This window comes from Amycolatopsis sp. NPDC051373 (genome assembly GCF_040689465.1).
GTDB lineage: Bacteria > Actinomycetota > Actinomycetes > Mycobacteriales > Pseudonocardiaceae > Amycolatopsis.
Genome location: NZ_JBFBAE010000013.1, coordinates 207,759 through 233,746, shown reverse-complemented (window position 1 = coordinate 233,746; position 25,988 = coordinate 207,759). Strand labels below are relative to the sequence as shown.

The window sequence follows — 25,988 nt, the reverse complement described above, 5'->3', positions numbered from 1 at the left end:
TACAGTGTGACATATGGACGTCAAACGTCACTCCCCACCGGGAGAGACTCCCTCGGCCCTCGCGGGGGCCCGCAGCCGCCAGACCTCAGCGCGCGTTGCCGACGACGTGCTGCTCGACGCCGCGCGCGAGTGCGTGCTCGCGGTCGGTGTCCGGCGCACCACGCTCGCCGAGATCGCGCGCACCGCGCGCGTGAGCCGCATGACCGTCTACCGCCGGTTCCCCGACGTGCGCAGTGTGCTCGCCGCGCTGATGACGCGCGAGTTCAGCGGCCTGCTCCAACACGCCAGCCACGCGGGCGACGACGCGGCCAACACCCGCGAGCGTCTCGTGCTCATCGCGGCGGCCGGCGTCAGCGCGCTGGCCGCCGACCCGCTGTTCCGCACGCTGCTCGACGTCGATCCTGAGCTCGTGCTGCCCTACATCGTGGAGCGGCTCGGGGCCACGCAGATCTTCGCCGAACAGGTGCTGCGCCAGCTGCTCGAAGCCGGGCACCGCGACGGTTCCGTGCGCCAGGCCGAGGTCACCGCGCAAGCGCGCTCGATCCTGCTGGTCGTGCAGTCGTTCGCGTTCTCGCTGCGGCCCGCCACCGCGGACCTCGACGAGCGGGCGTTGCTCGACGAGTTCCGGTACCTCGTCGACGCGGCCCTCAAGCCATGAACACCGCCGACGTACTCCTCAACGCGGAGGCGGCATGAACACCGCCGACGCACTCCTTCCCGCGGAGGCGGCATGAGCACCGGCTCGCTGAACGCACGCCGGCGCGAACGTGAGCTGGACCGGCTCACGAACGGTGAGCGAGTCGACGTCATAGTGGTCGGCGGCGGCGTCACCGGCGCGGGCATCGCGCTCGACGCGGCGGCCCGCGGACTGTCGGTCGCACTGGTCGAGGCCCACGACCTGGCGTTCGGCACGTCACGCTGGTCCAGCAAGCTCGTGCACGGCGGCCTGCGCTACCTCGCGAAGGGCGAGTTCGGCCTCGCGCACGAAAGCGCTGTCGAGCGCGGGATCCTGATGACGCGCACGGCGCCGCACCTCACGCGCGCGATGCCGCAGCTGTTCCCCCTGTACCCCAGCACTTCCCGCGCGCAGCAGGCCGTGATCGCCACCGGCCTGCGCGCGGGTGACGCGCTGCGCCGGGCCGCGCGCACGCCGTCGTCGGTGCTGCCGAGGCCCCGGCAGATCCCGGTGGCCGAGGCTGTCGCGCTGGCCCCGGGCCTCGCGCCCGCCGGTCTGCGCGGCGCGTTGCTCGCCTACGACGGCGCCCTCGTCGACGACGCGCGCCTGGTCGTGAACCTCGCCCGCACGGCCGCGATGCTGGGCGCCCGGATCCTCACGCACCTGGAAGCCGTGTCGCTTTCGGGCACCGGCGTGCGCGTGCGTGAAGGCTCGGCCGAGTACGACCTTCACGCCCGCCAGGTCGTCAACGCGACCGGCGTCTGGGCGGGCACGCTCACCGACGCCGTGCGGCTGCGGCCGTCGCGCGGTTCGCACTTGGTCCTCTCGCCGGCCGCCGCCGCGGTGGGCGGGACGTCGGTGAACGTCGCTGTGCCCGGAGAGAGCAACCGGTTCGTCTTCCTGCTCCCGCAGGTCGACGGCCGCGTCTACTTGGGACTCACCGACGAGCCCATCGAGGGTGAACTTCCGCCGGTGCCCGAGGTGCCGGAGTCCGATATGGACTTCCTGTTGTCCGTGGCGTCTTCAGTGCTCGCCCGGCCGCTGTCCCGTGCCGACGTGATCGGCTCCTACGCCGGTCTGCGTCCCCTGGTCGCCGGCTCCGCCGGCAGCAGCGCCGATCTCTCCCGCAAACACGCCGTGGTCACCGGCACCGACGGCGCGCTCACCGTGGTCGGCGGCAAGCTCACCACCTACCGGCGCATGGCCGAGGATGCCGTCGACGCCGCGCTGATGCACTCGGGCCTGCACGCCGGGCCGTCGCGCACCTCGCGGTTGCCGTTGCTGGGTGCCGCACCACGCGCCCGACTGTCCCTTGTGGACGCCCCGGCCCGCCTGATCGCCAAGTACGGCACGGAAGCTCCCCGCGTCGCCGCCCTCGGCGAGGTCGACCGGACGTTCGCCGCCCCGCTGTTCGACGGCACCCAGATCACCGCCGCCGAGGTCGTCTGGGCCGTCCGCCACGAGGGCGCGCTGGACGTCGAAGACGTGCTCGAACGCCGCACCCGCCTGTCGCTCGTCCCCGCCGAGGCCGACGCCGCGCGCGCCCGCGTGGCGGAGCTCGTGGAGAAGGCACTGGCCGGACTGTCCTGAACACCGGGAGAGGACCCGCGCCGTTCGCTAGAGTTGGCGGCGCGGGCTCACCACTGTCCACACAGGTGTTCGGAGAGGGGGCGGTTTTGCCCGGAGGAGCACTCGAGATCGACGCGATCTCCAAGCGCTACAGCCGCAAGCTCGCCCTCGACGGCGTGACGTTCGACGTGCGGCCGGGTGAGCTGTTCGGCTTCGTCGGCAGCAACGGGGCCGGCAAGACCACCACCATGCGCATCGCGCTCGGCGTGCTCGCGGCCGACTCCGGCGAGGTCCGGTTCGCGGGCGAGCCGGTGACGCACGAAACCCGTACGCGCATCGGGTACATGCCCGAGGAGCGCGGTTTGTACCCGAAGATGAAGGTGCTCGACCAGCTCGTGTTCCTCGCGGAGCTCCACGGCCTGAGCACCAACGACGCCCACCGCGCCACCGAGCTGTGGCTCGCGCGGCTCGGGCTGGGCGAGCGCCGCAAGGACGAGGTGCAGAAGCTCAGCCTCGGCAACCAGCAGCGCGTGCAGCTCGCGGCCGCACTCGTGCACGACCCCGGCGTGCTGGTGCTCGACGAGCCGTTCTCCGGCCTCGACCCGATCGCCGTCGACGTGATGAGCGTGGTGCTGCGCGAGAAGGCGGCCGCCGGCGTGCCCGTGGTGTTCTCCAGCCACCAGCTCGACCTGGTCGAGCGCCTGTGCGACCGCGTCGGGATCATCCGCGACGGGCGCATGGTCGCCGTCGGCACGGTCGAGGACCTCACGCGCGGCGCCGGCAGCCGGCTCGTGGTCACGGCGCCGGGCGCACGGCCCGGCTGGGCGTCGACCGTGCCCGGCGCGCGCGTGGTCGAGTCTTCCGGCGCCACGACGGTGCTGGAGCTGGCGTCGAGCGCCGATGACCAGGCCGTGCTCGCCGCCGCGCTGGCCACCGGGCCGGTCACGGAGTTCAGCCGGCAGCGGCGATCGCTGACCGAACTGTTCCGCGACGCCGTCGCCCAGGGAGGCCCGACGTGAGCCGCATCAGCGCCGCGCGGGCCGTGCGGCTCGTGGCAAAACGCGAGGTGAACACGCGGCTGCGCACGCGAGCGTTCGTGGTCAGCACGGCGGTGTTGTTGCTGCTGCTTGTCGGATATGTGGCACTGCAGGCGTTTCTCCTCGGGTCCGCCACCACGACCAAGGTCGCGCTGACCGGTCAGGCACAAGGGATCGCGCAGCAGCTGCAGCTCGCCGGGAAGGCCGGCGGCGAGACGATCGACGTGGTCACCGTCGCGTCCGAACAGGACGGGCTCGCGCAGGTGCGCAGCGGCGACGTCGACGCGCTCGTGTCCGGCAGCGCCTCGAGGCTGCGGGTCACCGTGAAGTCCACAGCGGACCCGACGCTGCAGCACACCCTCGACGGGATCGTGCAGCAGCAGGTGCTCGACGCGCAGCTGTCGGCCGCGCACCTCGACCCGGTCGCCGTGCACCAGGCGGTGTCCGCGGCCCACGTCGACGTGTTGCCGCTGGAGCAACGCGATCCGCGGGCCGGGCAGAAGCTCGTGGTCGGCGTGGTCGTGGCGGTGCTGCTGTACCTGAGCATCATCACGTACGGGATGCTCGTGGCTCAGGGCGTGGTCGAGGAGAAGTCGAGCCGGGTCGTGGAGATCCTGCTGGCGGCCGTGCGGCCGTGGCACCTGTTGCTGGGCAAGGTGATCGGCCTCGGGCTGGTCGGGCTGGCGCAGCTCGGGATCCTCGCCGTGGTCGGGCTCCTCGCGGCGCTGGGAACGGGTGTCCTGGGGTCGATCTCGGGCATCGCCGTGGGCGCCGTGGTGTGGGGCGTCGTGTGGTACCTGCTCGGTTTCCTGCTCTACGCCATGATCTACGGCGCAGCGGGCTCGCTCGTCTCGCGCCAGGAAGACACGCAGACGGTGGTGGCGCCGGTGAACATCGCGCTCGTCATCGGGTTCATCGCGGGCATCAACCTCCTCACTCAGTCGCCCGACGGCGCGGCGACGAAGATCCTCTCGCTCATTCCGTTGCTGTCGCCGGTCCTGATGCCGGCTCGTATTGCCACGGGTTCGGCCCAGCTGTGGGAGATCGTGCTGTCACTGGTGCTGACGGCGGTGCTGATCGCCCTCGTGACGTGGGTCGGGGCGCGGATCTACCGCAACGGTGTGCTGCGCGTGGGCAGCCGGCTGAAGCTGCTCGAGGCCCTGCGCGGCTGACAGTGCACGAATGACCCTGCGCAGCTGACCCTTAGGTAGCCGAGCCCGGGTTTCTCCCCGATGGCAGGTCGTTCGCGAGTCGAAAGACTCGCTGTCATGAAGAGAAACCCGCTGATCCGCATCGCCGCGGCCGCGAGCGCCGCCCTCCTGCTCACCGCCGCCGTGACCCCGGCCGCGCTCGCCGAGCCCGCCGCGCCGGGACATTCAGCGCCGGGACATTCAGCGCCGGCGCGGTCCACGCTGCCGCCGATGAACCCGGCCTCGCTGGCGGGCGCCATCGCCGGCCTGCCCAACGCCCAGGCCACCGGCGCGCTCGTGCAGGTCCGCGGCTCGGCCGGCGCGTGGAGCGGCGTCTCCGGGACAGCCGACCTGAGCACCGGGGCACCCGTCCCGGCGAACGCGCACTTCCGCATCGGCAGCATCACCAAGACGTTCACGGCCGTCGTCGTGCTGCAACTCGCCGCCGAGCACCGCCTCGACCTCGACGCGCCCGTGCAGCGCTACCTGCCGGGCCTGCTACCCGCGAGCTACCCGCGGATCACCGTGGCGCAGCTGCTCAACCACACCAGCGGCCTGCCCGGAGTCGACCTGCCCGAGAATCCACAGTGGATCGTCGACCACCGCTACACCGTCTTCACCCCGCAGCAGGTGCTGGCCACGGCGTTCCAGCACGGCCTGGTCTTCGCACCCGGTACGAGCCAGCAGTACACGAACACCAACTACCTCGTCGCCGGGCTGCTCGTCGAGAAGCTCACGCACCACTCTTACGGCGACGAGGTGCGCGACCGCATCCTGCGCCCGCTCGGCCTGCGCGACACCTCCGTGCCCGGCAACGACCCGAACCTGCCCGCGCCCTACGCCCACGGCTACCAGCTCGTGAACGGGCAGCTCGTGGACCTGACCCGCATGAACCAGTCCATCCCCTGGGCCGCGGGCGAGATGATCTCCACCACCGGCGACCTCGACAAGTTCCTGATCGCCCTCTTCCAGGGCCGGCTCGTGCCGAAACCGGTACTGCAGCGCATGTTCACCGTGCCGGCCGTGACCACCTTCGGTACCGACGACCCCGCGATCTACAGCCAGGGCCTCATGACCGAAACCGTCAACGGCGTCACCGTCTGGGGCAAGACCGGCAGCCGCTACGGCTACACCAACGGCATCTGGGCCACCCGCGATCTGCAGCGCCGCGTCGTCTACTCGATCAACACGACCGACAAGGACTTCGACGGCCAGCCGGAGATCGTGCAGAAGCTCGCGCTCGCCATCGCGGGCCTGTGATCCGAGTGGACGGCCCGGTCCAGGGGGCCGGGCCGTCCACTGAGGACCTCAGCACCTCAGGACCCGGTGATGGCTCCGTAGCGCTGCAACGCCACCTGCCGCTCGTGCGCGTGATCCACCAACGGCTCCGGATAGCCCGGCGGCCGCTCCTTCAGCTTGTGCACCGCTTTCCCCGCCACTCCACGCAGCTCCGGCACATAACGCCGCACATAATCCCCGTCGGGATCGAACTTCTCCCCCTGCGTGGTCGGGTTGAAGACGCGGAAGTAAGGCGCCGCGTCGGTACCCGAGCCCGCGACCCACTGCCAGTTCAGCTGGTTGGACGCGAGGTCGCCGTCCACCAGATGACGCATGAAGTGCCGCGCGCCCCACCACCAGGGCAAGTGCAAGTCCTTCACGAGGAAGCTCGCGACGACCATCCGCACCCGGTTGTGCATCCAGCCCTCGGCCAGCAACTGGCGCATGCCGGCGTCGACGATCGGGTAACCGGTGCGGCCGGCGCACCACGCGTCGAACGCGTCCGAATCGGAGTCGTGGTCCATGCGGTCGAACCGGGAGTCGTAGTTCTCGCGGGCGGTTTCCGGGCGGTGCCAGAGAACGTCTGCGTGGAACTCGCGCCAGCACAGCTCCGAGCGCAGCGCCTGGGCGCCGTCGCTGGAATCACCCGACAGGTCGGCGAGCATCGTGCGCGGGTGGATGGCACCCCAGCGCAGGTAGGGCGACATCCGCGTGGTGCCCGGACGGTCGGGGCGGTCGCGGTCGGTGGCGTAGGAACGCACGCCCGCGTCCAGGAAATCGTGCCAAGCCGTGAGTGCCGCCGGTTCGCCGGGCGCAGGCAACGCCATCTCCCCGAGATCCGGAAGTGAAGGGAGCTTCCGCGACTCAGCAGGCGTCACCCAGTCCACAAGGGACGCACCCGTGTCCGCCGGCCGCCGCCAGCCGTGCCGGGTCCACGCGCGGTGAAACGGCGTGAAAACCCGGTACGGATCACCGTCCGGTTTGGTCACCCGCCCCGGCGCCACCGCGTAGGGCGACCCGGTGACCACCCACGAAATATCGTGCTCCGCCAAGGCTTCCGCCACGGCAGTGTCACGGCGCCGGCCATAAGGACCGGCATCGGCGCTGACGTGCACCGCCGAAGCACCCACCGACCGCGCCACCCGCACGACTTCCCGCACCGGATCGCCGTGGACCACCATCAGCCGGCCGTCCAGCGCGGCGTCCAGCGATTCCAGACACCCCAACAGAAACGCCCGTCGCGGCGCGCCCGACGGCTTCAGCAGCTTCTCGTCGAGCACGTACAACGCCAGCACCGGCTCGCCGGCCTCCGCGGCCGCCAGCAGCGCCGCGTGGTCGCCGAGCCGCAGGTCTCGCCGGAACCACAGCACGCTCGTCATACCCGCCAACGCTAAACGCCCCGCCGTGCGGCTGCACGGCGGGGCGTTCAGAACAGTTCAGAGCGGGAACTCAGCGCTCCGAGATCGACTTGTAGTCGCGCGACGCGTGACCGGTGTAGATCTGGCGCGGGCGCCCGATCTTCGTCTGCGGGTCGTTGATCATCTCGCGCCAGTGCGCGATCCAGCCAGGGAGCCGGCCCAGCGCGAAGAGCACGGTGAAGAACTTCGTCGGGAACCCGAGCGCCCGGTAGATGAGGCCGGTGTAGAAGTCCACGTTCGGGTACAGCTTGCGCTCGACGAAGTAGTCGTCGGAAAGCGCCGTCTCCTCGAGCTTCTTGGCGATGTCGAGCAGCTGGTCGCCGCCCGCGATCTTGCCGAGGATCTCGTCGGCGGTGTTCTTGATGATCTTCGCGCGCGGGTCGTAGTTCTTGTAGACCCGGTGCCCGAAGCCCATGAGCTTGACACCCTTTTCCTTGTTCTTCACGCGGTTCACGAACGAGGCGACGTCGCCGCCCTCGTCGCGAATGCCCTCGAGCATGTCGAGAACGGCCGCGTTGGCACCGCCGTGGAGCGGGCCGAACAGCGCGTTGATGCCCGCCGAGATGCTGGCGAACAGGTTCGCCTCCGACGAGCCGACCAGACGCACCGTCGACGTCGAGCAGTTCTGCTCGTGGTCGGCGTGCAGGATGAACAGCAGGTCGAGCGCCTTGGCGACGGCCGGGTCCACCTCGTACGGCTCCGCGGGGAAGCCGAAGGTCATCCGCAGGAAGTTCTCCACCAGGCCCAGAGAGTTGTCCGGGTACAGCAGCGGCTGGCCCACGGACTTCTTGTACGCGTAGGCAGCCAAGGTCGGCACCTTCGCGAGCAGGCGGATGGTGGACAGCTCCACGTTGGGCTCGTCGAAGGGGTTCAGCGAGTCCTGGTAGAAGGTCGACAGCGCCGAGACCGCGCTCGAGAGCACGGGCATCGGGTGCGCGTCGCGCGGGAAGCCCGAGAAGAAGGCCTTGAGGTCCTCGTGCAGCAGCGTGTGGCGCTGGATCTTCTCGGTGAAGTCGGCGAGCTGGGCCTCGGTGGGCAGCTCACCGTAGATGAGCAGGTAGGACACCTCGATGAAGCTGGACTTCTCGGCGAGCTGCTCGATCGGGTACCCGCGGTAGCGCAGGATGCCCGCATCACCGTCGATGTAGGTGATGGCCGACGACGCGGCACCGGTGTTCACGAACCCGGGGTCGTAAGTGATGTACCCCGTCTGCGCGAGCAGCTTCCCCAGCTCGATCCCGGGTGCGCCCTCCACCGGGTGGACGACCTTGAATTCGTGCTCGCCACTCGGCAGGCGCAGCGTCGCGGTTTCGCCGCCGGACTGCCCCGCATTCGTCGCGTCGGACATGCAGGTCCCTCTCACGTTGGCACGGGCCGGCGGCGCCTGTACGTTCCACAGGTAGCCACGTGTTCACGCGAGGAAACACGCGCCTCGCTGCACACCGCCCCGCTGGGGTATGAATTCCCCCCTACGCTAGTCGAAATAAGGGTGTGCGCGCAGCCGCTGCGTTGCCCTCAATAGCCCCTTTGGGACCAGGTTCACACGGTGGAAGCCATTTCCCGCGCCGTCGGCGGCTCCGCGCCGCTGCGCGAGACGGTGATCGAGGCCGCTTTCGCGGCGTAGCCGAGAGCCTCGCGCCACGCGTCGGCGTCGAGTGCGGCCAGGTCACGGACCTCGCGGGTGTGCAGCCACGCCAGCAGCGCGCCCTGCACGGTGTCGCCCGCCCCGATCGTGTCGACCACCGGCACCCGCCGCGAAGGCACGTGGGCCAGCTCACCTGCGGCGGTGATCACGGACAGCCCTTCGGCGCCGCGGGTCAGCACAACCGCGTCCACACCGGACTCGACCCACGTCTTCGCGGCCGCCACCGGATCGGCTCCTTCGGTGAGCCACGCCGCATCGTCGTCGGAGATCTTCAGCAACCGGACATCGGGAAGCCACGACGCGAACCGTGCGCGGTAGGCGGCCGGGTCGGCGATGAGCGCCTCGCGGATGTTCGGGTCGAGCGCGGTGAGCGTGCCGCGCGCGGCCTCGCGGCGCAGCATCGCTTCGTACGCGCTGGCGCCCGGCTCCAGCACCAGGCCGAGCGTGCCGAGCGAAAGCGCGGTGGCGTCGTCGGGCAGCGTGCCCGGGTCGGTCACGAGCCGGTCGGCCGTGCCCTCGACGTAGAAGGTGTAACGGGCGGCACCCGTTTGGTCCAGTGCCACCACGGCGAGCGTGGTCGGCTCGTCGCCGCGCTGCAGCAGCGTGGTGTCCACGCCGGAGTCGACGAGCCGGTCGACGAGCGCGACACCGAACCGGTCGGTGGACACGCGCGACAGGAACGACGCCGGCACACCGAGCCGCGCGGCGGCCAGCGCGACGTTGTAGGGCCCGCCGCCCAACCGGGGCAGCAATGCCCGCAGCCCACCGTCCACATTGGAGTCCAGCAGTTCACCCGGAACGAGGTCGACCAGCGCCTCTCCACCCACCACGATCACGAGCGCGAGTGTAGAGGACCTGTTCGTGACAAATCCTGTCCTCAGTCCTTGTTCAACCCACCGAGGAGGAGCTCGCCGAGCGCGGTGAACGCCTCGGCGTCGGACACGTCGGTGCGGCGCCCGAGCACGCCGGTCTGGATGCCCTCGACGATCAGGCCCGTCATCTCGGCGACGAGGCGGGCGTGCACGTCGCGGAACACACCGTCGGCCACACCCTTGTCGATGAACGCGCGGATGCGGCGGGCGGCGGCGCGGCTGTTGAGCTGGTAGCTGTCGCGGGCCGGCTCGAACTGCGCGATGTCGGTCATGAAGGCGGGCGACGCGCGGTTCAGGTGCTCCGAGACACCGGCGAGGTACTCCCCGATCAGCTTGCGCGCGTCGTCGATGCCCTCGATGCGGGTCTCGATGCGCTTCGCGGCGCCCCTGAAGAAGTGGGCGACGACCTTCACCGCCAGCTGCTCCTTGCTGGGGGCGAGCGCGTAGAGGGTCGACTTGGAGCAGCGCAGGCGGGCGGCCAGGTCGTCGAGCGTGAAGCCGGCGAAACCCTCCGCCAGGAACAGCGCCTCGAGCTCGGCGAGCAACGCCTGCTGCCGCGCCGTCGGGCGTCGTCGGGCTTCGGGGTCAGACGGTACTGCCATCGGGGGCCACCAGCTTTCCTGATCGCGTCACTATCCCTCATGAAGTCAGGACAGCTCCCACCTCCGTACGGTACTCTCAAACGGCCCCCAGTACTGTTTTCAGTACTCCTGCCACTGGAGGAGCCATGCCGGCGGAACGTTTGCTGCCCACCCCCGAGGCCGAGGACCTGCTCGCGCTGGTCAGGGAGATCGCGCGCGACGAGTTGAAGCCCCGCGCCGCGGCGGCCGAGGAGGCCGAGGAGTTCCCGCGCGACGCGTTCACGCTGCTGGGCAAGTCCGGGCTGCTGGGGCTGCCCTACGCCGAGCGCTGGGGTGGCTCCGACCTGCCGTACGAGGTGTACCTGCAGGCGCTGGAGGAGATCGCCGCCGCGTGGATGACCGTCGGCGTGGGGCTGTCGGTGCACACGATGTCCTGCTACGCGCTGGCCCACCACGGCACCGACGAGCAGCGCTCACGCTGGCTGCCGGACATGCTCGGCGGCGCGCTGCTGGGCGCGTACGCCCTGTCGGAAACGCAGGCCGGCTCCGACGCGGCCGCTTTGTCGACCCGCGCCCGCCGCGACGGCGACGACTACGTGGTCAACGGCACCAAGGCCTGGATCACCCACGCCGGCGCCGCCGACTTCTACACCACCATGGCCCGCACGAGCGACGACGGCGGCCACGGCATCTCGTGCCTGCTCGTCGACGCCGCCACTTCCGGTCTGTCCGCGGCTCCTCGCGAACGCAAGATGGGCCTCACGGGCTCCCCGACCGCGCAGATGATCTTCGACAACGCGCGGGTGCCGGTCTCCCGCCGGATCGGCGACGAGGGTTCCGGCCTGAAGATCGCCCTGTCGTCCCTGAGCTCCGGCCGCCTCGGCATCGCCGCGTGTGCCGTGGGCCTGGCACAGGCCGCGCTGGACGAGGCCGTGGCCTACGCCAAGGGCCGCACCCAGTTCGGCAGGCCCATCATCGAGTTCCAGGGCCTGGAGTTCCTGCTCGCCGACATGGCCGCCACCGTCGAATCCGCCCGCGCGACTTACCTCGACGCCGCCCGCCGCCGCGACCGCGGCCTCGACTTCCAGCGCCAGTCGTCCATCGCGAAACTCGTCGCCACCGACGGCGCCATGCAGGTGACCACCGACGCCGTCCAGGTCCTCGGCGGCGCCGGCTACACGCGCGACTTCCCGGTCGAGCGCTACATGCGCGAGGCGAAGGTGCCCCAGATCTTCGAGGGGACGAACCAGATCCAGCGGATGCTGATCGCGAGGGCGCTGAAGGCAGCCTGACGGATCGTGACCCAGCACGTACTCGGCTCACAGTCACGCAGCGTGTCCAAGATGACCTCTTACGCGACGCCCCGGCGGCTGCTCACGATCGAGACCTGCCTGGCGCGCGGCGAGACCGAGCCCGGATACACCGAGCTGCCCGAGAGGCGCCTCGTGCTGTCGCCGCCGGCATCCCGTTCTACTGGATCGTCGATCCCGCGAAGATCGACCTCACCACGCTCACCGCTTGAGGCACCGAACCCTCGGCGCCCCAAGCGGTGGTGCGTCAGCGGGTTTCGCGGTACCGGCGGTCCGCCGCGACGCCCTCGCCCGTGGACTCGTCGTAGTGGTAGACCTCGCGGCCCCGGATGAAGACGCGCAGGGCGCGGTTCATGACGTCCAGCGGGTCGCCCGACCAGAGGACCACGTCGGCGTCGAGGCCGGGGGCCAGGGAGCCGATGCGGTCGTCCAGGCCGAGCATCTCGGCCGGGTGCACGGTGAGCGAGCGCAGCGCCGTCTCGGGGTCCAGGCCGTCCTTCACGGCGAGGGCGGCCTGGTAGACGAGGAAGTTGATCGGCACCACGGGGTGGTCGGTGGTGATGGCGATCTTCACACCCGCGCGCGCCAGGATGCCGGCCGAGCGAAGGGATCGGTTGCGCAGCTCGACCTTGGACTTGGTGGTGAACAGGGGCCCCAGGATGACGGGCACGCCGCGTTCGGCCAGCAGGTCGGCGATGAGGTGGCCCTCGGTGCCGTGGTTGATCACGAGCTTGTAGCCGAACTCGTCGGCCAGCCGGATGGCCGTGACCATGTCGTCGGCGCGGTGCACGTGCTGGTCCCAGTACAGCTCGCCGTCGAGGACCTTCGACAGCGTCTCGTGCGTCAGGTCGACCTCGTGCGGCTTGCCTTCCGCGAGGGCGTGCTCGCGCTTGGCCTGGTAGTTGCGGGCCTTCGTGAACGCCTCACGCAGGATCGCGGCCACGCCGAGGCGGGTCGACGGCGTCTGCTTCTTGTCGCCGTACACGCGCTTCGGGTTCTCGCCCAGGGCGCTCTTCACGCTCACCTGCTCGGCGAACGTCATGTCCAGGATGCTGCGGCCCCACGTCTTCACGCCGATGGTCTGGCCACCGATCGGGTTGCCCGACCCCGGCTTGATCACCACGCTCGTGACGCCGCCGGCCAGCGCGTCGTCGAAGCCCGGCTCGTACGGGTCGATGCCGTCGACCGCGCGGAAGCGCGCGCCGTTCGGGTCGGTCATCTCGTTGGTGTCGTTGCCGGCCCAGCCTTCGCCGTCCTCGTGGACGCCGAGGTGCGCGTGCGCGTCGATGAAGCCGGGCAGGACCCAGCTGCCGGACGCGTCGACGAGCTCGGCGTCCTCCGGCACGTCCACGTCGGCGGCGGCGCCGACCTGGACGATCCGGCCGTCTTCGATGAGCACGGTGCCGTCTTCGATGGGAGCCGAACCGACGGGGACGACGTAGCCCCCCACAATCGCCTTAGAAGCCATAGTTTGACACGCTAACGAATTGCCGCGGGTGCCCGCTCGCGGGGTTTCTCCAGGTGGATGAGCTCGTAGTTGGCCTCGGGGCTGCGGTGGGTCTCGCGGTAGCCCAGCTTCGCGTACAGCCGCAGCGGCCCGGCGGAACGTTCGCCGGTGAACAGCCGGAACCGCGTGACCTCAGCGGGGGCAAGCTCTTCCGCCGCGAGCAGCAACGCCGTGCCGAGGCCCTCGCCCTGCCGATCCGGCGCCACGGCCAGCCGCCCGACTTCACCGACGTCACCGTTCGCCCGGACCCGCACCGTCGCGATCAGCCGCGAGCCGGCGCGCACGCCCCACACCGGCAGCGACGGGTCGGCGAGCGCCGCGCGCACGCTCTCCAACGGCTCCACCAGCGGCGGAAGCTCGAAGTTGTCGTGCGCGCGGGCCTCGCTGAGGTACGCGGCGCGCTGCAGCGTGAGCAGCTCACCGGCGTCGGCCTCGGTCAGCAGCTCGGGCGACACGGTCACGGAACGCGGATGCCCCAGCTGCCGGTCCACGACGTCGCGGGCTCCAGCTCGATCAGGTCCGTGCCGGTGTTGAGCGCGTCGGCCGGGCAGGTCATCGGCTCGAGCGCGACGGCGCGGCCGCGGCCGGTCAGGTCGTCGGGCGTGAACACCTGCACCCAGCGGAAGTCGGGCCCGGTCCAGACCACCAGCCGCTGGTCCTCGTGGGAGAGCACGTGGTGGTGCGTGCCGTCGTCGGCCAGGGAAAGCGAGCCGAACGCGGTGTCGAGGTCGACGCCCGCGAGCACCCGGCCGCCGCGGAAGTCGTATTCGGTGTCCGCGACATCCTGCTCGTCCGCGTACGGCATCTGCTGGTCACCGACGTACGGGCGCACGCGCGAAGCCGGCAGCGTGAGCGTGAGCTCGTCGGTCGGCACGTCGCCGATGCGGAAGTACGGGTGCGTGCCCACGCCGACGCCGATGGGTTGCTCACCCTCGTTGCGGATCTCGTGCGTGATCGTGAGCTCGCGTGGCTGCAGTTCGTAGGTGATGGTGGCGCGCAACGGCACCGGCCAGCCTGGCTGCACCTCGACGTCGACCGCGAGCGTGATCGACGACTCCGCGTGCTCCAGCAGCTCCCACTCCTTGTGGCGCGTGAGGCCGTGGATCGCGTTGCCGCGCGCGGCTTCCGTGATCTCCAGCTGCTGCTTCTCGCCCTGGAACTCCCACTCGCCGCCCTTCGTGCGGTTCGGCCACGGGAGCAGTACCTGGCCGAGGCCCTTCGGCGGCATCTCGTCGGCCGCGAACTCCTCGACGTAGGGCACGCCGCCGACCTCGAACGCACGCAGGCCGGCACCGATCTCGGTGACGATGGCGCGCGCGTTGCCGCGGGTGATTTCGAACTGCTCTCCGGTGGGGTTGGCCATGCCGCAGACATTACCGGCGGACACCACGTGGCTGCGGCCGGTCAAACTAACTAGACCGGTCGTCATAGTTCGAGCTACGGTGAGCCACATGGTCCGCCGCACCGACTCCCGCCGCCGCATGCTCGACTCCGCCGCCGAACTGTTCCAGGCGCAGGGTTACCACGCCACCGGCCTCACGCAGCTCGTCGCCGCGGGCGGCGCCCCGAAGGGCTCGCTGTACTTCCACTTCCCCGGCGGCAAGGAGCAGCTGGCGGCCGAGGCCGTGCGGCTGTCGAGCGAACGGGTGGCCGACGTGCTGACCGCCGTGGTCACGGCCGCGCCGAACCCGGCTTCGGCGATCGACGCGGTGGTCGACGCACTGGCCGCCTCGCTCACCGAGTCCGGCTTCCGGCGCGGGTGTCCACTTGCAACAGTCGCACTGGAGGCCGCCGCGGAGAGCGAACCGATCCGCGAGGCCTGCCAGGACGGTTACGCCGGCTGGCACACGCGGCTGACCGGATACTTCACCGCCCAGGGTCTTGCGGTTGACCGCGCTGCCTCCTTGGCCACGGTGGTGCTCGCGTCGATCGAAGGCGCGCTGCTATTCGCCAGGACCCGCCGCGACGTCGCGCCCCTGCGCGACATCGCCGCCCACCTGCACACCACCGTCGAGAGGGAGTTCGCCTGATGCGCGTGCACCACCTGAACTGCGGCACCATGACCCCCATCGGCGGCCGGCTCGTCGACGGCCGCCCCGGCCTGTTCCGGCACGCCACACTCGTGTGCCACTGCCTGCTGCTCGAGACCGCCACCGGCCTCGTGCTGATCGAGACGGGCATGGGCACGCCCGCCGTCGCCGACCCGGAACGCTGGCTGGGCCGCCGGTTCCTCACCCTGTCGAAGCCCGTTTCCCGCGCCGAGGAAACCGCCGTGAGCCAGATCCGCGCCCTCGGCTTCGACCCGGCCGACGTGCGCGACATCGTGCTGACCCACCTCGACCTCGACCACGCGGGTGGCCTCGTCGACTTCCCGCAGGCCCGCGTGCACGTCTACGCGGCCGAGCTCGCCGCCTACCACGCGGGGAACAAGCGCTACCGGCAGGTGCAGTTCGCCCACGGTCCACAGTGGACTCCCCATGAGGACGCCGGCGACGACTGGTTCGACTTCTCCGCGGTGACGGAAATCCTCCCCGACGTCGCCCTGATCCCCCTGGCCGGCCACACCCTCGGCCACGCCGGCGTCGCCGTGCACACGGACACCGGATGGCTTCTCAACGCCGGGGACGCGTACTTCTACCACTCGGAGATCGACTCACCGGGCGTCATCCCGCCGGGCCTGGCCCTGTTCGAACGCCTCGTGCAGACTGTGCCCGCGCAACGCCTGGAGAACCAACAGCGCCTCCGCGAGCTGCGGCTGACGAGCGACGTCACCATCTTCGCCGCCCACGACCGCACAGACTTCGAACACCTCAGCCGACCGGCTCACGCTTGACGTCGCGCCGGTCAAGACCCCGCTTGACCAGCCAGTTCACGAACCACAGCACCACACCCACCCCGAGCAGGATGGCACCCACGGTGTAGTCGCTCGCCGGCCGGCCCGACAGTGGACTCACGAGGTAGAGGCAGAAGATCGCGGCCAGCACGGGGATCGCCGTGGGCGCGCGGAAGTGCTTGTGCTCGACCTTGTCCTTGCGCAGCACGAGCAGCGCGACGTTGACGATGGCGAACACGACCAGCAGCAGCAACGCCGTGGTCCCGCCGAGCGCACTGATGTCCACAAAGGACACCAGGAGGATCGCGATGGCGCTCGTGAAGATGATCGACACCCACGGAGTGCGGCGCGTCGGGTGCACGCGGCCGAAGACCGACGGCAGCACGCGCTCGTTGGCCAGGCCGTAGAGCAGGCGGCTGGCCATGAGCATGTTGATCAGCGCCGAGTTGATGACCGCGAACAGGCCGATGGCCGAGAAGACTTCGCGCGGGAAGCCCGGGGCGCCGACGTCGAGCACGGTGAGCAGCGCGCTGCTCTTGGCCGCGGCCAGGTCGTCGGCCGGGACGAGCAGCGAGGACGTGATGGAGACCAGCACGTAGATCGTCGCGGCGACGACCATGCCCCAGAGCATGGCCTTCGGGAAGATGCGCACCGGGTCGTGGCATTCCTCGGCCATGTTCACGGAGTCCTCGAAGCCGACCATGGCGAAGAAGGCCAGCGAGGTGGCCGACGTGATCGCCACCAGCCACGTCTTGTCGGCGGTGTTGATCTCGACCAGCCGCGACGGTTCGCCGTTGCCGTTGATCACGGCCCACACGCCGACACCGATGATGATCAGCAGACCGGACAGTTCGATGCAGGTGAGCACCGCGTTGGCCTTCACCGATTCGCCCACGCCGCGAAAGTTGATCAGTCCCAGCGCGATCACGAACACGATCCCGACCAGCACCATCGGCAGCTTCACGAACGCCGCCAGGTACGTCGCACCGAACGCGACCGCGGCCGACGACGCCGACGTGATGCCGGAGCACATCACCGCGAACGCGACCATGAACGTCAGGAACGGCACCCCGAACGCCTTGTTCGTGTACAGCGCGGCGCCCGCGGCCCGTGGGTACTTGCCGACCAGCTCCAGGTAGCTGAACGCGGTCATGAACGCGACCACGAACGCCAGCAGGAACGGCAGCCACAGCGCACCGCCGACCCGGCCGGCAACCTGGCCGGTCAGCGCGTAGATCCCCGTACCGATGATGTCGCCGACCACGAAGAACAACAGGAGCTTCGGCCCCATCACGCGCCGGAGACCCGGTCCACCCACCTGCGGACCGTCCGCTCTAACGTCCGTCATGGGCGAATAGTCTGCCTTGTCCGGCAGTCCAGCGAAAGTCAGACGGCGGTGACAGCCGTTTTGACCAGCGGAACCATCATCTGCTGGGTCATCTTCACCGGACCGGTGTAGTTGACGAGCACGGGCACGCCCTTGGCGATCTTGGCCGTGGCCAGCGTCGCGGTCTTCTGCTCGTCGACGTAGTACACGGCGCCGTTGGCGAAGCCCGGCACGTCGACGGCGCCCGGCTTGGCCTTCTTGATCGCCGCGACCATCTCGGCCGGGTCGGCCTGGCGGCCCTCGTAGCGGGTCACAGCCAGCGCGCCGGCCTGCTTGTCGCCGACGAGGTATTCGCAGCTCGTGGCCTTGCCCCCGTTGGCGGCGTTCTCCTGGTTCGGGCCGGCCTTCGAGGTGACGCCGGGGATCTTGATGGCGCTGCCGACCTCACTTGCCGAGAGCAGCGAGCACGTCGACCCCGGCGGCGCGGGCTTCGTGGAAGACGGTTTCGGCGGGGCGGCCTGCTGCTCACCCGAGGAGCAGGCGGTGAGCGCGGCGGCGGTGAGCAACAGGGCGACCGGGTAAACACGCATGCCCGGCATGCTAGGCCGTTCGGACTAGTCCCCCGCGACCGGTTCGGCGTCCTTCGCCGCGACCGGCTCGGGCTTGGCCTCTGCCGTGGGCGCGCGGTAGCGCCAGAACGCGGGCAGGACCAGCATCGCCGCGAGCACCAGCACGATCACCAGCAGCCCACCGCCCGTCGCGGCGGCCTCGGTGCCCCACGCGGCGCCGGCCCAGCCGTGCGTCAGGTCGGCCAGCCGCGGCCCGCCCGCGACGACGACCGTGAACACGCCCTGGAGGCGGCCGCGCATCTCATCGGTGGTGGCGGTCTGCAGGATGGCCTGGCGGTAGACGGAGCTGACCATGTCGGCGCCGCCGGCCAGCGCCATGAAGATCACCGCGAGCCACAGTGAGTGCGCGAGCCCGAACGCCGCGACCGCCGCGCCCCACAGGCAGATCGAGACCACGACGGCCACACCCTGCCGCGAAACGCGGTGCAGCCAGCCGGAGAACAGGCCGATCAGCATCGCGCCGGCCGGGAGGGCCGCGTAGAGCAGGCCCAGCGCCGGACCGCCGCCCGGCGGGTCGCCGAACGTGCGCTCGGCCATCTCCGGGATCAGCGCGCGCGGCATGCCGGCGACCATCGCGATGATGTCGGCGACGAACGACGCCAGCAGCACCTTCTGCGTGGCCAGGTAGCGGAATCCGTCGACCACATCGCCGAACCCCGCCCGCCGCGACGGCCCGTTCAGCGGTGGGATCGGCGGCAGCCGCCACACGGAGATGAGCGTGATCAGCAACGCGCACACGTCGACGAGGTACAGCGTCGACAGGCCGATCACGGGGATCAGCGCCCCACCGAACAGCGGCCCGAACACCGCGCCGAACGTCGACATCGTCGTGTTCAGCGCATTGGCCGACGGCAGCAGTTCAGGCGGCACCAGCCGCGCGACGACGGCGCCGCGCGTGGGCATGTTGATCGCGAAGAACGCCTGGTTGGCCGCCAGCAACACCAGCACCAGCGTCACGGAGCGGAAATTCGCGAAGGCCTGCAACCACAGCAGCGCGGACGAGATCGCCACACCGATGTTCGTGACCAGCAGCAGCTTCCGCCGGTCCACCGCATCGGCGATCGCCCCGCCCCACAACCCGAACACGAGCAGCGGCACCAGCGCGACGGCCCCGGTCAGCCCCACATACCCGGACGACCCGGTCAGGTCGAACACCTGCTTCGGCACCGCCACCGCCGTCAGCTGCGACCCGACCGCGGTCACCGCCGTCGACATCCACAACCGCCGGAACGCCGGAATCTTCAACGGCCGCGTATCGACCACGATGCGCCCGAGGACTCCGCGCGCCCCCCGACGAGGGCGCGCCGCCCCCGGATCAGAACTCACGACTCACTATCTTAGCCGCGCTAACTATCGCCCCGCGGGTGATTTTGATCGCCGGGCACACGTCCGAAATGCCGCTTTCACCAGCCCCTCAGTGAAACTCACCCACCTCGAAACCGCAGCCAACCCCACCTACCAACGGCCACCGATGCACCCAACTCACCCATGCACCCAGACCCGCCCCTGCACCTCGATCCCCGCGCGAAGCAACCAGCAGCCACGCACCCACTCAGCCACAGAACCGACAGATCAGGGAGCCAACCTCTCCACCTGCCACCCATCATCCGTCCGCCTGAACCTCAACCGGTCATGCATCCGGTCCTCCCGCCCCTGCCAGAACTCGACAAAGTCAGGCCGAATCCGCCACCCACCCCAATGCGGCGGCGCCGGAATGTGCTCCACATCCCCGAACCGACGCTCGATCCCCCGCAGCGCGTTCTCCAACGCCCGCCGGCCGTCGACGATCCGCGACTGCGGCGAGGCCCAGGCCCCCAGCTGAGACCCTCGCGGCCGCTGCGCCCAATACTCAGCCGTCTCCGCGGAACCCACCTTCTCCACCTCACCGCGCACCGTCACCTGCCGCTGCAGCGAGTACCAGGGGAACGTGGCCGACGCATACCGCGTCGCCGTGAGGTCATGGCTCTTCGCCGACGTGTAATTCGTGTAGAACACCACACCCCGCTCGTCCAGCCCCTTGCACAGGACCGTGCGCGACGAGGGGTGCCCCTCCTGATCGGCCGTGGCGAGCACCATCGCGTTGGGTTCGGCGACGCCTTCGGAGATCGCCTGGCCCAGCCAGTTCTGCAGTTGCTCGGTCCAGGTGGCCGCGAGCGCCGTCTCGTCGAACGGAGCGCCGTCGTAGGCCACCCGCATCCCAGGCAGCCGGACCACCGCGTCGGCTACGTCGGCCACCTCGTCGGTCTCCGGCATCATGGGCCCCAACCTCCGTACCCCTGGTGAGGGTGTCGACTCATCGGTATCCGGAGACGGTATTGGCTCCCCAGCTGCGGCGAAACCCACCGAACGGTGACTCCTGCCACCCTCACCGGACCGGGCGGCGTAACCCGTGGTTAACCCCGTGGTCCCGAATCGATCAAGCTCGTGTGATCGCCGCCAGCATCAACCCCCGCAGCTCGGTGCCGACGTCCTCGACCGGCAACGGCGGTTCGTGCGCCTGCCACTCCCTCAGCAGGCCCGTGGCGGCGCCGACGAGCGCGATCGCCGTGAGCCGGTAGTCCCGATCCGGCGCGACGCCGGCTTCGGCCGCGCGGCGCGCCTCCGTCTCGATGAACGTCGCCCAGCGGTCCACCCACACCTGGTGCTGCGCCTCCAGCTCCGGGCTCACGCCCACGGCCTCGACGTAGTTCAGCCGTGGCATGCGCGGGTCGATCGTCACAGTGGCGACGAAGACGTCGAGCAGCTTCGCGATGCGCGTCATCGCATCGGCGTCCCTGACCTCCTCCAGCGCGGCGGAGACGTGCGTGAGCGCGAGCGAGTTGATCCGGTCGTGCAGGGTCCGCAGCACCTCTTCCTTGCTGCCGAACTCCTCGTAGAAGTTCCGGGTGGACACCCCGGCACGAGTACACAACTGGGTGATCTTCGCCTGCCGGAAGCCCGTCGAGGTGAACAGCTCCAGTGCGGCCGTCAGCAGCCGCTCCCGGCGCTCGGCGCGTCTCTGCTCCGGCGGGACGCCACCGTAGGTACGGGCCACCGGCCCTCCTTCCCGCCGCGCGCCGCCCAGAGGCGACACCGGCGTCCATCTTGTGAAAATCCCAATTACCGATCGAACGGACGCGGGAGCGCTCGAAAATTAATTCCGGTAATCGCGGTGGCCACTCCGCCGAGCACTCACGAAACGTGGCCCACGCGCACGGTCCGGCGGCCGGTCGCGCCGTCGAACCCGCGGCGATCACGGTATCGAGCAGCGGAACACCGGCTCGCGCAGGCCCCATCACAGGCGATCACCGAAAGCTAAGTCGTTGCCACGCCTGGGAATCGTCCCTGCACCTCGCGCTTGAACGCTGTTCTGCACCGGTGCGTCACGGCGGCACGCGCCGATCCGCGGTCCGGCGTGCACGACACAGCGCGGACGCCGCCGCGCGCTCGGTACCGACGTGGACTGGCAGGGCTTCCCCTCGCTGGAACACCGTGTCGGCGTTCCCGGTCGACGTGCGCTGGCTGGGCACGAAGTTTTAGCAGCCCAAGCGTTTCAAGGCAACAGTCGCAAGGCAACCACGGCGTCTTCCGCCAGCGCCGTGGTGAGCGTGACCCCGGCGGCCGGTGAGGTGCGCGCCCACCAGTCGCCCGAAGCCGTGGGACGCGCGGGAAAACCCACCTCGAGGTCCGTCGCGAGCACCCGCCTGCCCGCCAGCACGGCCAGTCCGCCGTCCAGCGCGAGGTCGCCGATCGTCTGCGTCTGGCGCAGCAGCGGCACTCCGCCGCGGAGCACGTGCGTGGACGTGGTGAGCCGGCCGGGCCGTTCGCCCGCGCGGCCCAGTACCAGGACTTCCCGCGTGTGGAAACGGGAATTTTCCCCCAGCCTCGCGCGCAGCACGGCCACGTGGTCCGCGCGGGCGGTGACGACCGTCGGCTCGGGCAGGTAGGCCAGCGAACCGCCGTCGGCCACCTCGATGTCCACAGTGGACGAACTGCGGCCGCCGGACGGCCCCGGCAACGCGAGCGTCGCGGCCACCCCGGACAGCCGCAGCACCGCGCCGGGCCCGACGTGGACGTCGAGCAGCAGCTCGTCGCCGCCCAGCGGCGCGGTGGCCGAACTGACGAGGTGCACCACGGCTTCCCGCCCGGTGCGGCGGCGCGGGAACAACGTCAGCGGCGCCATCGAACGCAGCTCACGCAGCACCGTGCGGCCGTCCTCGAAGCACGCGACCACCCGCGCGTGGGCCTTCACCCCGCGCGCACCGGCAGCACCGACCGCACCCACTGCGCGACGGCGTGCGCGTCCGGCGTGTCCACGAGCGACTGCGCGATGACCGGCAGGTCGCCACGCATGCGGTGCGCGTCGGACGTCATCACGGCGAGGTCCGCGCCGACGAGGTGGGCGATGTCGATCTTGTTGATCACCAGCAGGTCGGCCGTCGTCACGCCCGGGCCGCCCTTGCGCGGCACCTTGTCGCCGCCCGCGACGTCGACCACGAACACCTGGCTGTCGGCGAGGCCGCGGCTGAACACGGCGGTGAGGTTGTCGCCGCCGCTCTCGATGATGACCAGGTCCAGCCCGGGGAAGCGCTCCTCCAGCTGCTCGACGGCGTCGAGATTGGCGGTGATGTCGTCGCGGATCGCGGTGTGCGGGCAGGCGCCGGTCTGCACGGCCGCGATGCGCTCGGGCGCGAGCACGCCGGCCTTGCGAAGGAAGTCGGCGTCTTCGGTGGTGTAGATGTCGTTGGTGACCACGGCCAGGTTGAGCTCACCACCGAGCGCGCGGCACAGCGCCGCCGTCAGCGCCGTCTTGCCGCTGCCGACGGGACCGCCGATGCCGATGCGGTAAGCGCGCCCGGCCGTCGGGGCCGGTTCGTAGTGGTCCGGTTCGGTCTCCGTCGGATCGAAGCTGACCGGATGGGTGTGACCGTGACCATGACCGTGGCCGTGTTCAGCTGGCAAAGAGACGCACCTCTTCCTCGTGGTGCCGGGCATGCGCCTCGGCGAACAGGTCCAATGCGGGTGAGCCCGGCGCGGGCAGGTCCGACGGGTCCAGCCCGGCGACGTCGGCGGCGGCCCCGGCTACGGCGCGCAGCTCGGCGCCGAGCCGGGCCACCACGGCGTTGACGGCGAACGGGTCGAGCCCCAGCAGCCGCACGGCCGCGCTCGCCGGCCCGCTCACGGCCAGGTACGCCACGGCCGCCGCGGCCTCGGCCGGCTCGCCACCGGCGATGCCCACCAGCGCTCCGCAGACGATCGGGTGGTGCGGCCGCGGCGTCTCGGCGAGCAGCGCGGTCAGCACCGGCGACGGCCACGCGACGGCCCCGGCCCGAGCGGTGCCACGGCCCTGGGCCCGCGACGACACGCGTTGGGCCGGAGAGGGCGTGCGCGCGTCGAGCTCCTGGTCCAGTCGCTGCCAATGTCCGCTATGGACGCCACGGCCGGCGGCGTGGGCCGAGGCCGCGGCGAACGCGGCTGACAGAGCGCCCGCCGTGCGCAGGCGGCTGAGCAGGAAGCCCGGCAGGTCGGCCTCGGTCGTCACGAGCTTGCGGCTCACGGCTTCCTCCAGGCCGCCGGAGTGCACGTGGCCGCCCCCGGGGAACCGGGAGTCGGCGAGAATCAGCGCGACTGAGTCCATCAAAGAAGCTCCATCAGAACAAGAAGTACCGTTGGGCCATCGGCAGCTCCGCCACCGGCATCGGCTCGATCAGCTCACCGTCCACGAGCACTGCGAAGCTGTCGGGCTCCACGCGCACGTCCGGGGTCGCGTCGTTGAGCACCATGTCGGCTTTGGTCCGCGCCCGCGTGTTCGCGACGGCGACCAGCGGCCGGTTGATGCCGAACGTCTCGACCAGTCCTGAACTGAGCGCCTCCGGCGCCACGAAATGGAGACTCGACGCGGCGGCCACCCGGGGCACGGCCCCGAACATCGGCCGCGCCAGCACCGGCTGCGGAGTGGGGATCGACGCGTTCGCGTCCCCCATCGCCGCCCACGCCGGGAAGCCGCCCTTGAGCACCACGTGCGGGCGCACGCCGAAGAACTTCGGTTCCCACAGCACGAGGTCCGCGAGCTTGCCGACCTCCACCGAGCCGATCTCGGCGTCCATGCCGTGGGCGATGGCGGGGTTGATCGTGTACTTGGCGACATAACGACGCGCGCGTAGGTTGTCGGCCGCGCCGTCGCCGGGCAGGGCGCCGCGGCGGCGTTTCATCACGTGCGCGGTCTGCCAGGTCCGGATGATCACCTCGCCGATGCGGCCCATGGCCTGCGAGTCGGAGCTCATCATCGAGATGGCGCCGAGGTCGTGCAGCACGTCCTCGGCGGCGATGGTACTCGGCCGGATCCGGCTCTCGGCGAACGCCAGGTCCTCGGGCACCGACGGGTTGAGGTGGTGGCAGACCACGAGCATGTCGAGGTGCTCGTCGAGTGTGTTGACGGTGTGCGGGCGCGTCGGGTTGGTCGAGGACGGCAGGATGTGCGGCAGCGAGACGACCTGGATGATGTCCGGCGCGTGGCCGCCGCCGGCGCCTTCGGTGTGGTAGGCGTTGATCGAGCGGCCGCGGATCGCCTCCACAGTGGACTCGAGGAAGCCGGCCTCGTTCAGTGTGTCGGTGTGGATGGCCACCTGCACGCCGGACTCGTCGGCCACGGTGAGGCACGCGTCGATGGCGGCGGGCGTACTGCCCCAGTCCTCGTGCAGCTTGAACCCGCCGGCACCGCCGGCCAGCTGCTCGCGCAGAGCCTCGTGGCGCACGGTGTTGCCCTTGCCCAGCAGCAGGACGTTGACCGGGTAACCGTCCATTGCGGACAGCATGCGGCCGAGGTTCCACGCGCCGGGCGTGACGGTGGTGGCCTTGGTGCCCTCGTTCGGCCCGGTCCCGCCACCCACGAGCGTGGTCAGGCCGGCGGCGAGCGCGGTGTCCACGAGCTGCGGGCAGACGAAGTGCACGTGGCAGTCGATGCCGCCGGCGGTGAGGATTTTCCCGTTGCCCGACAGGACTTCCGTGGCCGGACCGATCACGAGCGCCGGGTCGACACCGTCCATCGTGTCGGGGTTGCCGGCCTTGCCGATGCCTACGATCCGCCCGTCGCGCACGCCGACGTCGGCCTTCACGACACCCCAGTGGTCAAGGATCACGGCGCCGGTGATGACCAGGTCGGGGGCCCCTTCCGCGCGCGTGGCCATGCCCTGGCCCATCGACTCGCGGATGACCTTGCCGCCACCGAAGAGCACCTCGTCGCCGGAACCCGACGAACCCGCCGACCGGTCTTCGGTCACCTCGATGAGCAGGTCCGTGTCGGCCAGCCGGATCCGATCACCGGTGGTCGGACCGAACAATTCCGCATAACGCTCACGATCGATTCGGGGCATTTCAGAACTCTCCAGCGCCTTCGACAAGCCGCCATTCGGCACGCAACCCAGGCACCCGCCGGTTTCCCCCCAGCGGAACAAGATCGACTTCTCGCTCCACGCCCGGCTCGAACCGCACCGACGTCCCGGCCGGAACGTCGAGCCGGTGCCCGCGCGCGGCTTCGCGGTCGAACTCCAGCCCCGGGTTCACCGCCGCGAAGTGGTAATGCGAACCGACCTGCACGGGCCGGTCACCGAGGTTGCGCACGAGCAGCCGCACCCTCTCCCGTCCGGGGTTCAGCTCCACGGGCTCGTCGCCGGGAATGATCTCGCCTGGCCGCACGCGCTTCTCCTAGACGATCGGGTCGTGCACGGTGACGAGTTTCGTCCCGTCCGGGAAAGTGGCCTCCACCTGCACGGAGTCGACCATTTCGGGCACTCCGGAAAGCACCTGCGCACGCGAGAGCACGCTGCGGCCGCTCGATGCGAGCTCGCTTACGGAAAGCCCGTCGCGCGCCCCTTCGAGCACGTGGTCGGTGATCAGCGCGACGGCCTCGGGGTAGTTGAGCAGCACGCCGCGGTCGAGCCTGCGGCGCGCGACATCGGCGGCGACGTGGACCAGCAGCTTGTCGCGTTCCTGCGGGCTCAGGTGCATGCGACAGGTGTATCACCGGCCCGCCGCGTCGCCGGGTTCGGAAACACAGGATTTACCTCCGGTACACCGCCCGTCTTCGGGCTCGGTCACAGCCCGTTGCTGAAGAACTTGCCGCGACACGCCTTCCTGG

The 25,988-nt window shown here is 70.4% G+C and carries 26 protein-coding genes; 8 read left to right on the top strand and 18 right to left on the bottom strand.

Going from position 1 to position 25,988, the window contains the following annotated elements; translation table 11 throughout:
- Positions 1-13: 13 nt before the first annotated feature.
- The 5 genes from AB0383_RS25565 (at position 14) to AB0383_RS25545 (ending at position 5,732) form a co-directional block, all read left to right on the top strand.
- On the top strand, positions 14-658 hold the full coding sequence (locus AB0383_RS25565) for a TetR/AcrR family transcriptional regulator (protein ID WP_364180408.1): 645 nt from the start codon (positions 14-16) through the stop codon (positions 656-658).
- A gap of 72 nt (positions 659-730) precedes the next feature.
- The gene (locus AB0383_RS25560; protein WP_366188724.1) at positions 731-2,266 is read left to right on the top strand and encodes a glycerol-3-phosphate dehydrogenase/oxidase; all 1,536 of its coding nucleotides are present in this window, start codon (positions 731-733) and stop codon (positions 2,264-2,266) included.
- An 86-nt stretch (positions 2,267-2,352) separates the two neighbouring features.
- Complete coding sequence (locus AB0383_RS25555) at positions 2,353-3,264, top strand: ATP-binding cassette domain-containing protein (RefSeq protein WP_366188723.1); 912 nt, start codon at positions 2,353-2,355, stop codon at positions 3,262-3,264.
- Positions 3,261-4,454: an ABC transporter permease gene (locus AB0383_RS25550; RefSeq protein WP_366188722.1), complete on the top strand. Its 1,194-nt coding sequence runs from the start codon at positions 3,261-3,263 to the stop codon at positions 4,452-4,454. Before AB0383_RS25555 ends, AB0383_RS25550 begins: the two co-directional genes overlap by 4 nt.
- 96 nt (positions 4,455-4,550) lie before the next feature.
- Positions 4,551-5,732 (top strand): serine hydrolase domain-containing protein, encoded by a 1,182-nt coding sequence (locus tag AB0383_RS25545; protein WP_366188721.1) that lies wholly within the window; start codon positions 4,551-4,553, stop codon positions 5,730-5,732.
- Between the two features lie 56 nt (positions 5,733-5,788).
- Here the strand turns inward: AB0383_RS25545 and AB0383_RS25540 are convergent, their stop codons facing one another.
- The 4 genes from AB0383_RS25540 to AB0383_RS25525 form a co-directional block, all read right to left on the bottom strand.
- A complete protein-coding gene (locus tag AB0383_RS25540; protein ID WP_366188720.1) occupies positions 5,789-7,129 on the bottom strand; it encodes a deoxyribodipyrimidine photo-lyase in 1,341 nt (446 codons plus the stop codon).
- A gap of 70 nt (positions 7,130-7,199) precedes the next feature.
- Entirely contained in the window at positions 7,200-8,516 is a 1,317-nt protein-coding gene (locus AB0383_RS25535; protein ID WP_364049496.1) for a citrate synthase, read from the bottom strand.
- A 191-nt stretch (positions 8,517-8,707) separates the two neighbouring features.
- Positions 8,708-9,649, bottom strand: a complete 942-nt coding sequence (locus AB0383_RS25530; RefSeq protein ID WP_366188719.1) for a carbohydrate kinase — start codon at positions 9,647-9,649, stop codon at positions 8,708-8,710.
- A 41-nt stretch (positions 9,650-9,690) separates the two neighbouring features.
- Positions 9,691-10,287, bottom strand: a complete 597-nt coding sequence (locus AB0383_RS25525; RefSeq protein ID WP_364180393.1) for a TetR/AcrR family transcriptional regulator — start codon at positions 10,285-10,287, stop codon at positions 9,691-9,693.
- A gap of 125 nt (positions 10,288-10,412) precedes the next feature.
- Here AB0383_RS25525 and AB0383_RS25520 point away from each other — a divergent pair, with 125 nt between their 5' ends.
- Complete coding sequence (locus AB0383_RS25520; protein WP_364180391.1) at positions 10,413-11,558, top strand: acyl-CoA dehydrogenase family protein; 1,146 nt, start codon at positions 10,413-10,415, stop codon at positions 11,556-11,558.
- Between the two features lie 265 nt (positions 11,559-11,823).
- Here AB0383_RS25520 and AB0383_RS25515 read toward each other — a convergent pair whose 3' ends face one another.
- The 3 genes from AB0383_RS25515 to AB0383_RS25505 are packed head-to-tail and all read right to left on the bottom strand — an operon-like array spanning position 11,824 to position 14,446.
- Positions 11,824-13,044, bottom strand: coding sequence for an amidohydrolase (locus tag AB0383_RS25515; RefSeq protein WP_364180389.1), 1,221 nt, complete (start codon positions 13,042-13,044; stop codon positions 11,824-11,826).
- Positions 13,045-13,055: 11 nt separating this feature from the next.
- Positions 13,056-13,574, bottom strand: a complete 519-nt coding sequence (locus AB0383_RS25510; protein ID WP_366188718.1) for a GNAT family N-acetyltransferase — start codon at positions 13,572-13,574, stop codon at positions 13,056-13,058.
- On the bottom strand, positions 13,541-14,446 hold the full coding sequence (locus tag AB0383_RS25505) for an aldose 1-epimerase family protein (protein WP_364180385.1): 906 nt from the start codon (positions 14,444-14,446) through the stop codon (positions 13,541-13,543). The genes AB0383_RS25510 and AB0383_RS25505 overlap by 34 nt, the downstream gene beginning before the upstream one ends.
- Positions 14,447-14,534: 88 nt before the next feature.
- On the opposite strand from AB0383_RS25505, the gene AB0383_RS25500 reads away from it, so the two are divergent.
- Positions 14,535-15,113, top strand: a complete 579-nt coding sequence (locus tag AB0383_RS25500) for a TetR/AcrR family transcriptional regulator (protein ID WP_366188717.1) — start codon at positions 14,535-14,537, stop codon at positions 15,111-15,113.
- On the top strand, positions 15,113-15,916 hold the full coding sequence (locus AB0383_RS25495; RefSeq protein ID WP_366188716.1) for an MBL fold metallo-hydrolase: 804 nt from the start codon (positions 15,113-15,115) through the stop codon (positions 15,914-15,916). Before AB0383_RS25500 ends, AB0383_RS25495 begins: the two co-directional genes overlap by 1 nt.
- On the opposite strand, the gene AB0383_RS25490 is transcribed toward AB0383_RS25495, so the two are convergent.
- The 11 genes from AB0383_RS25490 to AB0383_RS25440 all read right to left on the bottom strand — a co-directional run bounded on the left by AB0383_RS25490 (position 15,894) and on the right by AB0383_RS25440 (position 25,858).
- On the bottom strand, positions 15,894-17,264 hold the full coding sequence (locus AB0383_RS25490) for an APC family permease (RefSeq protein ID WP_364180381.1): 1,371 nt from the start codon (positions 17,262-17,264) through the stop codon (positions 15,894-15,896). The two genes, AB0383_RS25495 and AB0383_RS25490, sit on opposite strands and share 23 nt — an antisense overlap.
- Before the next feature lie 38 nt (positions 17,265-17,302).
- A complete protein-coding gene (locus AB0383_RS25485) occupies positions 17,303-17,833 on the bottom strand; it encodes a hypothetical protein (RefSeq protein WP_364180379.1) in 531 nt (176 codons plus the stop codon).
- 24 nt (positions 17,834-17,857) lie between these two features.
- On the bottom strand, positions 17,858-19,198 hold the full coding sequence (locus tag AB0383_RS25480; protein ID WP_364180377.1) for an MFS transporter: 1,341 nt from the start codon (positions 19,196-19,198) through the stop codon (positions 17,858-17,860).
- Between the two features lie 246 nt (positions 19,199-19,444).
- A complete protein-coding gene (gene pdxH / locus AB0383_RS25475; RefSeq protein WP_364180376.1) occupies positions 19,445-20,128 on the bottom strand; it encodes a pyridoxamine 5'-phosphate oxidase in 684 nt (227 codons plus the stop codon).
- Positions 20,129-20,288: 160 nt separating this feature from the next.
- Positions 20,289-20,906, bottom strand: coding sequence for a TetR/AcrR family transcriptional regulator (locus AB0383_RS25470; RefSeq protein WP_364180374.1), 618 nt, complete (start codon positions 20,904-20,906; stop codon positions 20,289-20,291).
- Positions 20,907-21,404: 498 nt separating this feature from the next.
- Positions 21,405-22,103, bottom strand: a complete 699-nt coding sequence (locus AB0383_RS25465; protein WP_364180372.1) for an urease accessory protein UreD — start codon at positions 22,101-22,103, stop codon at positions 21,405-21,407.
- Positions 22,100-22,846: an urease accessory protein UreG gene (gene ureG / locus AB0383_RS25460; RefSeq protein ID WP_364180370.1), complete on the bottom strand. Its 747-nt coding sequence runs from the start codon at positions 22,844-22,846 to the stop codon at positions 22,100-22,102. Before ureG ends, AB0383_RS25465 begins: the two co-directional genes overlap by 4 nt.
- Positions 22,803-23,489: an urease accessory UreF family protein gene (locus AB0383_RS25455; protein WP_366188715.1), complete on the bottom strand. Its 687-nt coding sequence runs from the start codon at positions 23,487-23,489 to the stop codon at positions 22,803-22,805. Before AB0383_RS25455 ends, ureG begins: the two co-directional genes overlap by 44 nt.
- 13 nt (positions 23,490-23,502) lie before the next feature.
- Positions 23,503-25,224, bottom strand: coding sequence for an urease subunit alpha (locus AB0383_RS25450; RefSeq protein WP_364180366.1), 1,722 nt, complete (start codon positions 25,222-25,224; stop codon positions 23,503-23,505).
- Position 25,225: 1 nt separating this feature from the next.
- Positions 25,226-25,546: an urease subunit beta gene (locus AB0383_RS25445; protein ID WP_364180364.1), complete on the bottom strand. Its 321-nt coding sequence runs from the start codon at positions 25,544-25,546 to the stop codon at positions 25,226-25,228.
- Positions 25,547-25,555: 9 nt separating this feature from the next.
- On the bottom strand, positions 25,556-25,858 hold the full coding sequence (locus tag AB0383_RS25440) for an urease subunit gamma (RefSeq protein WP_220244579.1): 303 nt from the start codon (positions 25,856-25,858) through the stop codon (positions 25,556-25,558).
- Between the last annotated feature and the right edge of the window lie 130 nt (positions 25,859-25,988).